This window comes from Bacteroidota bacterium, from assembly GCA_041658205.1.
Taxonomy (GTDB): Bacteria; Bacteroidota; Ignavibacteria; order UBA10030; family UBA8401; genus UBA8401.
Window position 1 is genome coordinate 317,308 of sequence record JBBAAO010000001.1, and the last position, 15,619, is coordinate 332,926.

15 protein-coding genes are annotated in these 15,619 nt (G+C 37.0%); all 15 read left to right on the plus strand.

Annotated elements, in window-relative coordinates:
* The first annotated feature begins 93 nt into the window (after positions 1-93).
* Complete coding sequence (locus WDA22_01285) at positions 94-2,478, plus strand: SLBB domain-containing protein (protein MFA5832084.1); 2,385 nt, start codon at positions 94-96, stop codon at positions 2,476-2,478.
* Between the two features lie 41 nt (positions 2,479-2,519).
* On the plus strand, positions 2,520-3,524 hold the full coding sequence (locus tag WDA22_01290) for a Wzz/FepE/Etk N-terminal domain-containing protein (GenBank protein MFA5832085.1): 1,005 nt from the start codon (positions 2,520-2,522) through the stop codon (positions 3,522-3,524).
* 184 nt (positions 3,525-3,708) lie between these two features.
* Complete coding sequence (locus WDA22_01295; GenBank protein MFA5832086.1) at positions 3,709-5,211, plus strand: oligosaccharide flippase family protein; 1,503 nt, start codon at positions 3,709-3,711, stop codon at positions 5,209-5,211.
* A 122-nt stretch (positions 5,212-5,333) separates the two neighbouring features.
* A complete protein-coding gene (locus WDA22_01300) occupies positions 5,334-6,137 on the plus strand; it encodes an FkbM family methyltransferase (protein MFA5832087.1) in 804 nt (267 codons plus the stop codon).
* Positions 6,134-6,889, plus strand: coding sequence for an aldolase/citrate lyase family protein (locus WDA22_01305; protein MFA5832088.1), 756 nt, complete (start codon positions 6,134-6,136; stop codon positions 6,887-6,889). Before WDA22_01300 ends, WDA22_01305 begins: the two co-directional genes overlap by 4 nt.
* A 20-nt stretch (positions 6,890-6,909) precedes the next feature.
* Entirely contained in the window at positions 6,910-7,692 is a 783-nt protein-coding gene (locus WDA22_01310; GenBank protein ID MFA5832089.1) for a 3-deoxy-manno-octulosonate cytidylyltransferase, read from the plus strand.
* Between the two features lie 67 nt (positions 7,693-7,759).
* Entirely contained in the window at positions 7,760-8,818 is a 1,059-nt protein-coding gene (locus tag WDA22_01315) for a Gfo/Idh/MocA family oxidoreductase (protein MFA5832090.1), read from the plus strand.
* A gap of 7 nt (positions 8,819-8,825) precedes the next feature.
* Positions 8,826-9,440, plus strand: coding sequence for an SIS domain-containing protein (locus tag WDA22_01320; protein ID MFA5832091.1), 615 nt, complete (start codon positions 8,826-8,828; stop codon positions 9,438-9,440).
* Positions 9,441-9,458: 18 nt separating this feature from the next.
* The gene (locus tag WDA22_01325) at positions 9,459-9,809 is read left to right on the plus strand and encodes a hypothetical protein (protein ID MFA5832092.1); all 351 of its coding nucleotides are present in this window, start codon (positions 9,459-9,461) and stop codon (positions 9,807-9,809) included.
* Between the two features lie 3 nt (positions 9,810-9,812).
* Positions 9,813-10,727: an NAD(P)-dependent oxidoreductase gene (locus tag WDA22_01330; protein MFA5832093.1), complete on the plus strand. Its 915-nt coding sequence runs from the start codon at positions 9,813-9,815 to the stop codon at positions 10,725-10,727.
* 4 nt (positions 10,728-10,731) lie between these two features.
* Entirely contained in the window at positions 10,732-11,481 is a 750-nt protein-coding gene (locus tag WDA22_01335; protein MFA5832094.1) for an SDR family oxidoreductase, read from the plus strand.
* Complete coding sequence (locus WDA22_01340) at positions 11,474-12,535, plus strand: AroB-related putative sugar phosphate phospholyase (cyclizing) (protein ID MFA5832095.1); 1,062 nt, start codon at positions 11,474-11,476, stop codon at positions 12,533-12,535. The genes WDA22_01335 and WDA22_01340 overlap by 8 nt, the downstream gene beginning before the upstream one ends.
* Positions 12,536-12,538: 3 nt before the next feature.
* Positions 12,539-13,468 carry a WxcM-like domain-containing protein gene (locus WDA22_01345; GenBank protein MFA5832096.1) on the plus strand — a complete coding sequence of 310 codons (930 nt, stop codon included), beginning with the start codon at positions 12,539-12,541 and terminating at the stop codon, positions 13,466-13,468.
* Positions 13,465-14,568: a DegT/DnrJ/EryC1/StrS family aminotransferase gene (locus WDA22_01350; GenBank protein ID MFA5832097.1), complete on the plus strand. Its 1,104-nt coding sequence runs from the start codon at positions 13,465-13,467 to the stop codon at positions 14,566-14,568. The genes WDA22_01345 and WDA22_01350 overlap by 4 nt, the downstream gene beginning before the upstream one ends.
* Before the next feature lie 117 nt (positions 14,569-14,685).
* On the plus strand, positions 14,686-15,609 hold the full coding sequence (locus WDA22_01355) for an NAD-dependent epimerase/dehydratase family protein (GenBank protein ID MFA5832098.1): 924 nt from the start codon (positions 14,686-14,688) through the stop codon (positions 15,607-15,609).
* Positions 15,610-15,619 lie beyond the last annotated feature (10 nt).

Here is a 15,619-nt window from a genome sequence, read left to right on the forward strand (position 1 = left end):
CTGCTATATTATAACAATTTGAATGAGTGTGCAAATAACTCTACGGTAAGTTTTTGAAAATTTTGTAATGCATCATTTCCTAATGTTCATCTTATGAAACAAACAGTTGGTAATATTATTTTTTTGGTGTTGCTCTGCTCTTTGACCGTAATGGCTCAAGACAAATTTCAGGTCAGACAACAAGCAGAAACGAAGTTGAAATCGATGTCATCTGAAGAGATAGATGCGAAGATTAAAGAATTGGGTTTAACTCGTGAACAATCGACACAAAAAGCAAAGGATTACGGAATAAGTCTTGAGGATTTTCTTCGAGGAAATACCATAGAACTGCCCCAAACGACAGATCAAGATATTCCCAAAGGATCATCGACACAAACAAAGTCAAAACAAAAAGAGGTTGTAAAGAAACAAATTAAGGATAGTGTTTACATTCCTGGTTTTAGCGGCAGAACCGGAATAATGCGAACAGTCTTACCATTCGGATATGAAATGTTTCAATATACAGAAACGACGTTTGAGCCAATCGTTAATGTTGCTACTCCACCGACATATTTACTGGGTGTAGGCGATGAAGTAATTGTATCCGTTTGGGGTGAAACTCGTTTGAATTATACTCTTATCATCAATAAAGAGGGAAATATCGTTATCCCCGATATTGGACCGGTAAATGCTGTTGGTAATACTATCCAGCAATTTCGTGAAAAACTGCTTAAAAGAATGTCTTCAGTTTATTCAAGCCTTCGGAATGGTGCTGCTGATGCTACGACTTCAATGGATGTTTCGTTGGGAAAACTTAAGACGATCCAGGTTTTTGTTATTGGTGAAGTTAACCGCCCAGGTGGATATTCTCTCTCTTCACTTGCCACAATAATGCAGGCGCTATATCTTTCCGGTGGTCCCACGGTTGGAGGGAGTTTGCGTGAGGTTCAATTAAAGCGAGATGGAAAAAATTTCAAAACGCTCGATGTCTATGATTATCTTACCAAAGCAGATAATTCAAAAGATGTTCGATTGCAAGACGGCGATATTGTTTTTGTAAAACCTGTTGGAAAAAGAGTCGCACTGACTGGGAATCTCTTTCGTCCGGCAATATATGAATTGCGTCCTGGTGAAAAGCTAAAAGACGTTATAGGAATTGCGGGAGGATTGCTGTTTGATTCATATGTTAACCGAATTCATATTGAGCGCATTATACCATTTGAAAAAAGGACTGAATATCAAAAGAACCTATTAGATATCGATATACGGTTCCAAACGTTTGATGATTTGAACAAAAGTACCTTCGAAGTTCAGGATGGAGATGTCATTGCATTTTATAAGATCAATGATTTCTTGCAAAATCGTGTTTCGATTACCGGAAATGTAAAGAAGCCAGGCGTATATGAGTATGTGAACGGAATGAAGGTAAAAGATATTATTGCGAAAGCGGACAGCTTGAATGATGCAACATTTTCAAAAGGATTTGTTTTTCGATATTTATCAGACCGGCGGCGAGAGATTCTTCCTTTTGATCCGAATAAAACAATTGAAGGTGATCCTGCCAATAATTTCGCTCTTGAGAATGAAGACTCATTGGTAGTCTACAAACAAATAATGTTTCATCCGTCGCGCATGGTAGATATTTATGGTGAAGTTCGTAGACCCGGAAAATACCCTCGCAGTGAGAATATGACGATATCGGATCTTATTGTGTTAGCGGGAGGTTTTACAGAAACTGCTTTTACAGATTCAGTTGAGTTGTCAAGATTGGATACAATGGATATTAACTATTTAATGATAACTAAGAAAATAGCATCATCGAAAAATTATTGGGAAAATATTAATGGTTTAGCAACACAATTGTTGGACCTTGATGTTGTAAACGTTCCGAGCGATCCTAAAATATCAGGTGTGCAATTGGTTACAATTCAAGGGTTAGTAAAGTACCCTGGAGTTTATCCAGTATCACGTGTTGGTGATCGTATTTCTGATATTATCGAACGAGCCGGCGGACTTCTGGATAATGCCTATCTTGAAGGGGCGACGTACACTCGCAAAGTTAAAGGAACTGGAATGGTTCCATTCGATTTGAAGAAAGCACTTTCAGATCACAGCTCACCGGATAATGTCCAGGTTAATGGCGGTGATTCAATATATATATGGTGGAAGGATGATGTTGTGTACATGCGAGGAGAATTCAATGTTCCACTGCCTGTTTTGTACAAAGAAGGTGCATCCATTAATTATTATATCTCTCAAGGTGGCGGTTTTACGAGTGAGGCAAATGAAGATGCGGTAGCCGCGTATTTACCTACAGGAAAAAAGTGGGAATCCAGCTGGAGTATTCTTCCTGATCCGGAAATTCTTCCAGGAAGTACAATTATTGCTCCCAAAAAAGTGGAAAAGCCTGATACTACCTGGCCGTACGTGAGAGATATTGTGACAACACTTGCTAGTCTGTTAGCAATAACGGTATCTGTTATTTCTATTACAAGATAAAAAAAAATGATCTTGTTCGATCTTCAAATACAATAAAAAATATGCCTGCTGAAGAAATTCAACTTCCGGAAAATAATGAAAGCTCTATTGATATTTTTGCATTGATCAGGGCATTGTGGGTGAAACGAAAATTGATCTCTATTGTTGTTGGAGTGGCGACATTATTTAGTATTGCTATAAGTTTTGTGTTATCGGAAAGTTTTTTGGCGACGACAGTTATTCTTCCAGAAACTGACAAAAGCAAACTTTCATCTCTTGGGGGGCTTTCCGATCTTGCATCGCTGGCTGGTGTCAATGTAGGCGGGGAAGGGACGCTGGTAAAGCTCTATCCTACGATCCTCAAAAGTGAATCGGTCCTCAGGAACGTGATCTTCAGGAAATACCAGACCAAGGAGTTTTCACAGCCAGTCAACCTTATTGAATATTGGGAGATTAAAGAAAAGACCCGAGAATTGGAATACGAGAACGCATTGAAGAACCTGAGAGACCTATTACAAATAGCAATGGATGCCAAAACTGCTGTCATTACGATGTCCATCCTGATGCCCGAACCACAGCTTGCTGCTGATATAGTCAACGAGGTCTCTTCCGAGTTGGACAAGTTCATCCGAAACAAAAGAACGACCAGCGCAGGCGAGCAGCGGAAATTTGTCGAAGGTAGACTTACTGAGGTGAAGAGAGATCTTACGCTATCTGAAAATATTCTGAAAGAGTTCCGGGAGAAGAACCGCCAGGTATTGTCACCTCAGCTTCTGTTAGAACAGGAACGCCTGATCCGCGACGTGCAGATTAATGCAACGATCTATACAGAGCTTCGAAAGCAATATGAACTGGTTAAAATTGAAGAGGTTAAAAATATTCCTGTGATTAATGTAATGGATATTGCACATGCTGCTGCCAGGAAGGATAAACCAAAAAGAGCCGTAATAGTTATTGTGATATTTATTTTGAGTTTTTTTATGATCCTTGGGAAAATAATTGTTGAATATCTTTATGGAAAAGAAATTTCTCAATTTTTAATGAGAATTCGCTCGTTGTCTGAATAACTTGATTGGATTTACCTTCAATTGAAGCACTCTGTAAATACACCCAGTAATGAGATGCAATTTTTCTCAATATTACTTTCGTGATCGATTTTGTGTGTTGTAGTATTGAGAAAATAAATCCAACGTCACGAAAGCAGAAATATTTTCCAATCAACCAATTGATTGAAATTCGCAAGTAAAATTATTGAATATTAATAAAAATTTAGTTTATAAAGTAAAACAAACCGGAAAGCATTCATTCATTTTTTTTCTTGGATCAGGTGCTCAATCCGCTTTAAATTTTATTTTACTACCAATTATTACTAAAAATATTATACCATCTGACTATGGTATATATTCCCTAGTAGTTATGGTGGGTACAATGGCGTCTTCTGTTTTTTATTTGGGAGGGACAAGCGCCATGTCTCGATATTATTTTGAAGAGTCCGAAGTTTATTATAGAAGCAAAGTTTTTTCAACTTGTTTTTATTTAACTCTTATTGGTTTTATTGCCCAAATATGTGTCGGATTCATCTTTACTAAAAATATATCGTATTTTTTATTTCGATCTGATCAATTTTCAGATTATATATTTTACATGTTTATTGCTTCAGGTCTTGGTTTTTTATTCAACTTTTTATTGCTTCAATTAAGAGTTGAAAGAAGATCGATACTATTTTCTGTTTCAAATATTCTCATGTTTATCGTTAATTTTGGTACAACATATTATTTATTGGATTATTTAAAATTAGGCTTTGTTTCATTGATAATAGGTCCATTAATTTCAAATTTAATAGGAACTGTTATACTAATAATTGCTCTGCGGAATTTATTTATTATAAAGTTTTTTCATGATGACTTAATAGAATATTTAAAATTTGGTATTCCTGCAGTAGTGATTAGTTTGACCGCATATTTACTAGATTGGCTGGACCGGATAGTGTTGAACAATCACGTTTCATCAGCTGATTTGGGAATATATTCATTCGGGTGCCGAATTGGTCTATTGATTTCAGCGTTATATGTCCAGCCTTTTTCAATGGTTTGGTCGTCCATAAGATGGGAATATGCAAAAGATGGTGACACATCTATCTTTTTTGCCTTAATTACTAAACTTTATACCTTTATTGGAATCACTGCAATACTGAGCATATCACTTTTCCTCAATATTATTCTTAGATTGCTTTCAAAGAATATTGAATATGAAAATGCTATTACTATAATTCCAATAATATTCCTTTCGCAGCTCATATATGGGTATTCAAATATTTTGGATTTTGGAATTTATCTAAATAAACGATTAAGCATTTATATCGGAATATATTTAATTGGTATTATAGTTAACTTAATTCTCAATTCGATATTTGTCCCAATGTATGGCTTTGTCATCGCGGCGTATTCAAAACTCGCTTCGTTTGGAATTTGTGCAATTCTTATTTATAAAATATCTAATAACTATTTTCCAATTAGTATTAATCTATTTTTGCTCTCAATTCCATTTGTTATTCTCATTAGTGTTGTTGAAATCGTATTAAATATCAAAATGGATATCCTCATGCAGACAGGCGTCAATATTATTTTAATTATTATAATCAGCGCCTTAAATATTATATTTCTTTTTAATGAAAAGGATAGAAATATTATTAAAAATATATCTCTGCAATTATTTGAACAATTGTATGTTTTCAATAAAAAAACAAAGGATTGAAAAAATTATTATCTGGAGTGATTTGTGTCTCGATCGCTGTAGATTCTTTTTAGAATGAATGTAAGGCCGTTATTTTAAGAACCAATTAATTTATTTCATTAATAATTAAAACATTGCAAAATATGAACTACTTAATAAGATTGAAGTTTGTTTTCTATTCTCTTTACAGTTATTTATTTAAAACAGCAGAAATAAAAATCACAGACAAAATAAAGTTCAGTATCGAAACAAAAAACATGCATGAAGTGCATAGAGCAAAAACGTTTTTTACAAAAGAACCCGAAATGTTGGATTGGATTAGACACTTTGAAGAACTTAATGGTGATGATAAATTCATTTTTTATGATATCGGTGCCAATATTGGAATTTATAGCCTTTTTGCAGCGACAATTCACCAAAATAGCATAGTGTATTCTTTTGAACCGGAAGCTACAAACTTCTCATCGCTTTGCTGCAATATTTCTAATAACAATTTAAAAAATATTATTCCAGTTCAAATTGCGTTATCGAATACGGTAGAATTTGATTTACTACATGTTGGAATTGTTAAATCTGGCGCCGGTGCAGCTGCAGTGGGTAAGGAATATGCCGGGATAGTTCACTCTCAGTCATTTTTGCAAGGGGTATATTGTAATACACTTAACAATCTATATAACGATCGGTTTTTTAAAAAACCGAATTTTATTAAAATAGATGTTGATGGACACGAATCAAAAATACTACAGGCAGCAGATAAAATATTTTCAGATCCAATTCTTAAAGGGGTAATTATTGAATATGAATATTCTTCGGACAATGAAATGGAGATATTTATTTCAAATATATGCTCTCATGGTTTCAAACTCGTTCTTAAAAGTAAATGGGTTGATTATAATGAAGAAAAGAAATCATCGGTGAGGAATTTTCTTTTTGAAAGAGGAAAATGAAAATAGACGGAAAAAAAATATCAATAGGATCATGGATAACTCTTAATCATCCATCGATAGGTGAAATTTTAGCGGATGCAGGTTTTGAATGGTTATGTATCGATTTGGAACACTCAGTTACTGATTATTTTGAAACTCAGCAATTGATGACGGCGATCCAGGGTAAAGGGATCAAAGCATATGTACGTGTCGGCGAGAATAATCCAAGAATCATTAAACGCGTTCTTGATGCCGGTGCCGATGGTATCATTGTGCCTTCTGTGAATTCCAAAGCAGATGCTGTAAAAGCAGTGCGGGCGGTTAAGTATCCGCCGGAAGGGAACCGAGGAGTTGGATTGGCGCGGGCACAGGGTTATGGGTTTAATTTTGAAAATTATCGCGATGTAAATTCAAAACAAATTATACTCATAGCACAAATTGAACATATTAATGCAATTAATGAATTGGAGGATATCATTTCTGTTGAAGGAATTGATGGAACATTTATAGGGCCGTATGATTTGTCTGGTTCTATGGGAAAACCAGGGATGTATGATGACGAAGATGTGGTCAATGCGTTACTTAAGTATGAAACCATTGCAAAAAAATATGATAAATTCATTGGCTTTCATATAATAAAACCAGATTTCGAATTAGTTAAAGAAAAAATATTCAAAGGTTATAATTTTATTGCTTTTAGTGTTGATATCCTTTTCCTAGGGTCGATTGTTAGAGATCAAATGAAATTCTTGCAATCACAATCTTTAAAATAAAACAATTATCATTAAATATTATGAAAATAGTTGGGATTATTCCTGCGCGACTCGCATCATCAAGATTTCCAAATAAACCAATGACAGATATCCTTGGTATTCCAATGATAGGACATGTGTTTTTTAGGACAAAATTTTGTAAGAAATTGACTGATGTTTATGTTGCTACGTGTGATATTGAAATTAAAAAATACATTGAAAGCATTGGTGGAAAAGTTATAATGACTTCTGATATGCACGAACGTGCATCTGAAAGAACCGCCGAAGCTGTTTCCATCATTGAAACTAGTACTGGGGAATCAATAGATTATGTTGTAATGATCCAGGGTGACTTACCATTAATTATGCCCGAAATGATAGATGAAATAATCTCGCCACTGAAACTCGAGTCAAATTTAAAAATAGTTGATATGATATCTAAAATATCTGATACTCAAGAATTTGAAAGTCCAAATAACGTAAAGGTGGTTATGGACTTGAATGAGTATGCCATTTACTATTCGCGGGAGCCAATTCCTTCACGGAAAAAATTTAACAGCAATGTTCCAATGTGGAGGCAGCCTGGATTAATCATGTTTGAAAAAAGAACACTTCTAGAATATGTAAAAATGAAATCCACGCCATTGGAAATAATTGAATCTGTTGATATGAATAGATTGATAGAATATGGCTATAAAATTAAATTTGTGAAAACTAATTATCCAGATTATTTTTGCTCAATAGATGTTCTTACAGATAAAGAAAATGTTTTATCGAGAATGGAAAACGATAAATATTTTGAACGTTATAAATATAACAATTAAAAACGTTAGTCTTTCCCGATCAGTTACTTAATAAACTGTGTTTATAGCCTTTTATTAACTTTAAAATATGAATTCAAAAAATAGCAAATTAAAAGTCGGGATAGCCGGGTATGGAATTATTGGAAAAAGACGCCGTACATTTATTGACTCTAACCCTCATTTTAAAACGGTGGCTGTTAGTGATATAAAATATAAAGGGGAAGGAATATTTCCCGATGGGACTAAGTTTTATTCGGATTTTCGATTGTTAATCAATCAAGAAATAGATGTTCTCTTTGTATGCCTTCCAAATTATTTAGCTGCCGAAGCTACAATATTAGGATTAAAAAACCGTCTTCATGTTTTTTGTGAAAAACCCCCCGCAAAAGATGTTGACGAGGTATTAAAAATACTTAAAGTAAAAAAACATTATCCTACACTGAAATTGAAATATGGATTTAATCACCGGTATCATGATTCATATGTAGAAGCTGCAAAAATTGTTAAGTCGAAAAAATATGGGAATTTAAAGAATATTAGGGGGGTATACGGCAAAAGCAGAATGGTGACTTTTGAAGGCGGATGGCGTTCGCATAGAAATTATGCTGGCGGAGGAATTCTGTTAGATCAAGGAATTCATATGCTAGATATGATCAGTACTTTAGCCGGTGATTTTGATGAAATTCACAGTTTCATTTCCAATGATTTTTGGAAACACGATGTCGAAGATAATGCATATGTGATGATGAGGAATAAATCTGGCTGCGTTGCAATGATCCATTCTACTGCGACGCAATGGCAACATCGGTTTCGTTTAGAATTAACCCTGGACAAAGCATTAATCGAATTATCGGGAATTCTTTCTGGCTCAAAAAGTTATGGGGAGGAAAGATTAAAAATTATCCCTAGAAATATTGAATCGAATAATGGAGCTTTTGATGAGATATCCAAAATATTTTTGGATGACTTGTCTTGGAAAAGAGAGATCGATGAGTTTTCGGATGTAATAATTAATAATAAGAAAGTAGTAAACGGCAGCCCCGAGGATGCTTTGAAAATTATGAAATTAATTCAAAAAATATATTTTTCAGACAAAAAATGGAGAGATAATTATCATATTGTTCTCCCAAACAATAAACAACGATGAGGAAATAATGAACAACATAGATTCACTTTATACGAAAAACAACAACATTAAAGATTTTGCAAAAGGATATGCGGAGTATCTCTCATTCGTATTGAAAAACACTGATTTTTCGGAATTGGAGAAATTAGAAAAGATGTTTTTAGAAGCCAGGGAAAACCGTCAAACGATCTTTATTGCGGGGAATGGTGGATCTGCTACGACTGCAACATCCATGGCGAATGACCTGGGATTCGACATTCTGAAAAAGACCGGTACGGACCTGCCGTTTAAAGTCCTTGCTCTGACCGATAATAATTCCGTGATTACTGCAATTTCCAACGACGTAGGATATGAGAATATTTTCCTCAATCAGCTTAAGATCCACTTCCGAAAAGGAGATAAGTTCATCGTTATTTCGGCCAGCGGCAATTCCGGTAATCTTATTAATGCCGTCGAATGGGTAAAAAGCCAGGGGGGAACGACTGTAGCATTGCTGGGATTCACCGGAGGGAAACTGAAGGAGCTTTGCGATATTTCCCTCCATTTTAAATCAGTGAACGGCGAGTATGGACCGGTGGAGGATGCGCATCTGATTGTTAACCATATCTTAGCCCATTGGTTTCAACTGAAACTCAAAAAATAGTTTTGTGGAAAGGTCATTATGGGTACAAAGTTCGATCACATCGAAACGCATGTAAAGGAGATCAACAGGTACTGCGATTTCCTTGTCGCGATTTTTGAAGGGGGAACGTATGAAAAAATTTCCGACAGCGGAACATCGATGTACTTAAGCCCCGATGGAATACATATCGAAGTGAAGAAGACCAAATTGGATCAGCTTCCGTCATCAATAGGTTTTTGTAACCCCTGCCTGCGAAGACCGGATGCCAAAGCGTTTATTTCACGCCTCGGTTTGACGATCGATAAGGAACTGTCATCGTCGGAAGGTCCTGTATATTTTTTTACCGATCATGAAGGGATTCAGTGGCATATGAAAGACAGAAGAGAGTAAAAAATGACGAGAAATAAGATATTGATAGGACCGTCTTCGTTTGCAGAGAAAGATAAAAGCCCATTAGAACTACTGCAAAAGAATGGATATTCAGTGATCAATAATCCCTATGGAAGGAAATTAACAACAACTGAACTTCTTCAATTATTGCAACCCGATGTGATCGGATTGATCGCAGGTCTGGAAAAATTGGACCGTGAAGTGATGAAAGCGTCTTCACTACGGTGTATTTCCAGAGTTGGATCGGGTATGTCGAATGTGGATCTAATTGCTGCTAAAGACCTGAACATCGCTGTGAGATCAACTCCGGACGGGCCGACACAATCTGTTGCCGAATTGACACTCGGCTCGTTGCTCAGTTTGCTCCGGTTAATACCCGAAATGAACGAAGACTTGCATAACGGGAAATGGTCTAAAAAGATTGGATTTGAACTAAGGAATAAACTTTGCCTCGTGATTGGCTTTGGTCGGATCGGAAAACGCGTTGCAGATTTTTTGCACGCTTTTGGTGCTGATATTGTCGTGTACGATCCTTATCTGCAGTCACAAATCGGATATCGAAAGACGGAACGGATTGAAGAGATTCTTCACGCCGTGGACGTTATCACTATCCACAGCAGCGGTGAAAGTTGTCTTCTATCTGGGAATGAATTCTCCCTTATGAAGGATGGAGTGTTCATCCTGAATGCCAGCCGGGGAAATGCGATCGATGAACCATCGCTCATCGAGGCGTTGGACACGAAGAAGGTAAGAGGAGCGTGGTTGGATACGTTTGTTGAAGAACCATATAAGGGTCCCTTATGTCGGTATAAGAATGTTCTCCTGACACCGCACGTAGGATCCTATACGTTGGAATGCAGGAGAGAAATGGAGATGGAAGCGGTGAATAATTTGATCAGCACAATCAGTCCCGAGTGACAACATGACCAATATCTTTTCAGGACAAACAGCGCTCGTTACGGGCGGAACCCGGGGGATTGGATTCAATGTCGCCAAGGAACTGTACGATCAGGGGGCGGATCTCATCATTACCGGCACAAAAAAGGAATCGTTCGAATCGGTCCGGCCGCACTTCCAGGGGAGGCAGGGGGCAGTACATTTCTTTCCGGTTGATTTTTCAGACATTAATGCGATGAATGATTTCATCTTAGCAATTGGCGCATTCGAGCGGATCGATGTTCTCATCAATAATTCGGGGATCAATAAAGTTGATTTCATCTATGACACTGCCATGGAAGATTGGCAAAAGATCACGGACGTGAACCTAAAAGCCCCCTTCATGTTGATGCGCCATGTGAGCAGGAAAATGAAGGACCAGAAGTATGGTCGGATCGTTAATATCGGCTCGATTTTCGGAGTGATCAGCAAATCGAAACGTTCGATTTATTCTGCAACAAAACATGGATTACACGGACTGACCATCGCCGCCGCGCTCGATCTGGCGCCGTATGGTGTGTTAGTGAATACACTTTCCCCCGGATTCGTTCTTACGGAATTGACGAAATCAATTTTAAGCGAAGCGGAGATCGCAGAATTGTCGAAGCAGGTTCCTCTGCAGCGTTTCGCTGCTCCAGAGGAGATATCGAAAGTGATCATATTCATGGCGGGCAGGAATAACACCTTTATGACAGGTCAAAATATTATTGTGGATGGAGGATTTGTCAATGTCTGAAAAGATTGTCATCAACTCGAGATTGAGGAACTACTCGTTGGAGTTTGTGGAAGATGTTTTTTCGCTTGTCAACAACGAAAAAAAAGAGAGTTCATTCTATATCATTGATTCAATTATTTTTAAATTGTACAGGAAACAATGCGATACGTTGATTGAACATAACAGGTTCTTGGTCGTCAATGCTACGGAGCCGCATAAATCATATCTGTATTGCGGCACGGTCATCGAAGAGTTATTGAAGAAAGGTATCAAACGGAACAGTACATTGGTGGCGATCGGCGGTGGCATCATTCAGGACATCACCGCGTTTATCTCTTCTGTCCTGTTCCGCGGTGTGGACTGGTCGTTCATCCCCACCACCCTGTTGGCACAAACAGACAGTTGTATCGGCGGGAAGACCTCCATTAATTTTGGTGATATCAAAAACACGATCGGCAACTTTAATCCGCCCAGGGAAATCTACATCGACCTCTCTTTTTTAGATACGCTGCCGGCGGATGACATCAAGTCCGGAATAGGGGAGATTTTGCATTATCTATATTATGCGAACAGTACGTTTATCGGTTCTCTTTTTGATGACTATAATGACTTGTTGAAGAACAGACAGTCACTGAAAAAATTTATCACCGAAAGTCTCCGCATCAAGAAATCGGTCATTGAAATCGATGAATTCGACAAAGGGGAGAGGAATAAATTCAATTACGGCCACACGTTCGGTCATGCCTTGGAATCCGTGACAAATTATTCCATCAAACATGGCCAGGCTGTGACGATCGGTATGGATATCGCGAACCTCATATCAGTCCAGAATGGATTGATGGCGGAAACCCTGTATGCGCAGGTCCGGTCAAAACTCTCCATGAATTTTCCCTCATATCCTTTGAAAGAGATCAAAGCAGTCGAGTATATAAAGTACCTGAAGATGGATAAAAAGAATGTCGATGATCAGTTGGTATGCATTCTCATGAAGAGTTATGGTGAACTCATTAAAACAAAGATTCCCATGGACCAGAGCTTCTTAAAATTATTGGAACAGTATTTTAGAAACAATTAATATATGAATTACTATAAACATCCTAATGCTATTGTTGAGACCGATCACATCGGGGAAGGAACACGTATTTGGGCATTCGCTCACGTACTGCCAGGTGCGGTCATTGGTTCCGAATGCAATATTTGTGATCATGTATTCATCGAAAATAAAGTCTCGGTGGGAAACAGGGTTACGATAAAATCCGGTGTGCAGTTATGGGATGGTGCGTATCTTGAAGACGATGTTTTTATCGGTCCCAACGCTACTTTCACCAACGATCTTTATCCGAGAAGCAAGCAATATCCAAGAGAATGGTTAAAGACTATAATAAAAAAAGGTGCTTCTATTGGAGCCAATGCTACTATTCTTCCGGGTATAACCATAGGTACTAACGCAATGGTTGCTGCCGGTGCTGTTGTAACAAAGAATGTACCTCCGAATGCCATTGTAGCTGGTAATCCTGCGACGATCCGAAAATACTTTGGTACCGAAAATATAAAACTGCCGGATAAATACATGGAATTGTCGCATCATGTATTGCCTGTCTCAAAAATTAAAGATGTAAAAATAGTGCAGCTTCCAATGGTTGATGATTTAAGGGGCAGTTTGTTGGCCGCCGAGTATTCACACCAGATACCGTTTATTCCTAAACGGTTTTTCTTAGTGCATAATGTACCAAGCAAAGAAGTAAGAGGGGAGCATGCTCATAAAACGCTTCATCAATTCTTGGTCTGTATCAATGGCACATGTTCGGTGGCGTTGGATGACGGTTCTGTGCGAGAAGAGTATCGGTTAGATTCCAAGGGGATCGGTATTTATATCCCTCCAAAAGTGTGGGGAATTCAATATAAATATTCGTCAGATGCCATGCTTCTAGTTCTCGCCTCAGATGTCTATGACAGTGAGGATTATATACGCGATTATGATCAATTTATTTCCTATGTAAAAAAATGATACCATTCTTAGATCTTAAAAAGATAAATCACCGACATAAAAATGAAATCCTGAAGGAAATTGAAAAAGTCATTGACTCAGGATGGTATATTCTTGGAGAATCTGTCAAAACGTTTGAAGCCAGTTTTGCAGCATATTGCGGTGTGAAATATTGTATCGGTGTTGCAAACGGTCTTGATGCCTTGATTCTCATCCTCCGTGCATATAAAGAGATGGGGATTTTGAGTGAGGGTGATGAAGTCATCGTCCCTGCTAATACGTATATCGCAACGATATTGGCAATTACTGAAAACAGGTTATTCCCGGTATTGGTTGAACCGGACATAAAAACATTTAATATTGACCCCTCAAGAATCGAAGAGGCGATATCGTCAAAAACCAAAGCTATCCTCCCCGTTCATTTATACGGACAAATCTCTGATATGAACGGTATTAACGGCATCGCAGCAAAATACAATTTAAAAGTTGTTGAAGATTCTGCGCAATCCCACGGTGCAGTTTATCATGGGAAAAAATCTGGAAATCTTGGCGATGCATCGGGATTTAGTTTTTACCCGGGAAAGAATCTTGGTGCGTTGGGAGATGCGGGTGCAATTACAACAAATGATAGCAAACTGTATGAAACAATTTTGGCACTAAGAAATTATGGGTCCCATAAAAAATACTATAACCTTTATAAAGGCATCAATAGCAGATTAGATGAAATGCAGGCGGCTATTCTTAATGCAAAACTAAAGTACCTGGATGATGAAAATAATAAGAGAAAAGAGATTGCAAAGAAATACTTGAAAGGAATTCTCAATCCAAAGTTAGTACTGCCGGCTGTGACGGATGCTGACAGACATGTATGGCATCTCTTCGTTGTGAGGACGAAAAACCGTATCGGCTTCCAGGAGTTTTTATTGAACGAAGGGATTCAAACAGTGATCCATTATCCGCTGGCTCCTCATAAGCAACAAGCTTACAAGGAATATAATGAATTACGATTTCCCACTACCGAGGAAATTCATAAAACGGTAATTAGCTTACCAATAGATATTTCTATGTCTCAGGAAGATGTCGCAAAGGTTATTAATTCATGTAATAATTTTAATTCATAATTAATATATTTTACATCGATTGTAAGGATTTAGTAAATCAAACATTTTTTTTGCAATTTTAATATTTCATTCCTCAAAAAATAATTAACTTTCCTCAAATAATAAACTTAAAATCATATGAAACATGTCTTAGTAACAGGAGCAGCAGGATTCATCGCATCTACTCTCGCAAAAGAACTTCAAAAGATGGGTTATATTGTGGTTACTGTCGACAATCTTACAACAGGATTTCGTTCTAACATTCCTGAAGGAGTAATATTTGTTGAGGGTAATTGCCAAGACGAAAAAATTATCAATAGTTTAGCAAATTACAATTTTGAAGCAATATTTCACATTGCGGGACAAAGTTCAGGAGAAATTAGTTTTGATAACCCAATATATGATCTTGAGTCAAACGCCTCTTCGACATTGTTATTACTAAAACTTGCTTTAAAAATTGGATGTAAAAAAGTTCTATATGCCTCCACAATGAGCATCTATGGATATTTAGGAGAACATGCAGTTCATGAAGATGAAGAAAAAACACCAAAATCTTTTTATGGAGTAGGTAAATTAGCCAGTGAGCACTATCTAAGATTATATGCACAATATGGGATTGACTCATTTGCGATGAGACTTTTTACTGTTTATGGTCCTGGCCAAAACATGGATAATCTACGTCAAGGCATGGTTAGTATTTTCTTAGCACAAGCATTTACCAATGGAGATATTCAAATTAAAGGAGATCTAAACCGATATAGGGATTTTATTTATATTGATGATGTTGTATCTGCATTTATTTCTGCATTTAAATCAAATCTTACAGGCTACAACTATTTTAATGTAAGTACAGGGCAAAAGACTACTGTTGGAGAACTCATTTCATTAATGGTGAGTTTTTTCCCGAACAAAATCACTCAAAAAATTGAAGGCAAAACCGAAGGAGATATTCTTGGCATCCATGGAGATAATAACAAAATTAAAAAGCATTTAAACTGGGAGCCTAAATATACTCTGTCTGTAGGGTTAAAAAAAATGTACGACTGGTTAGTAAGCAGATAAGGAATTAATA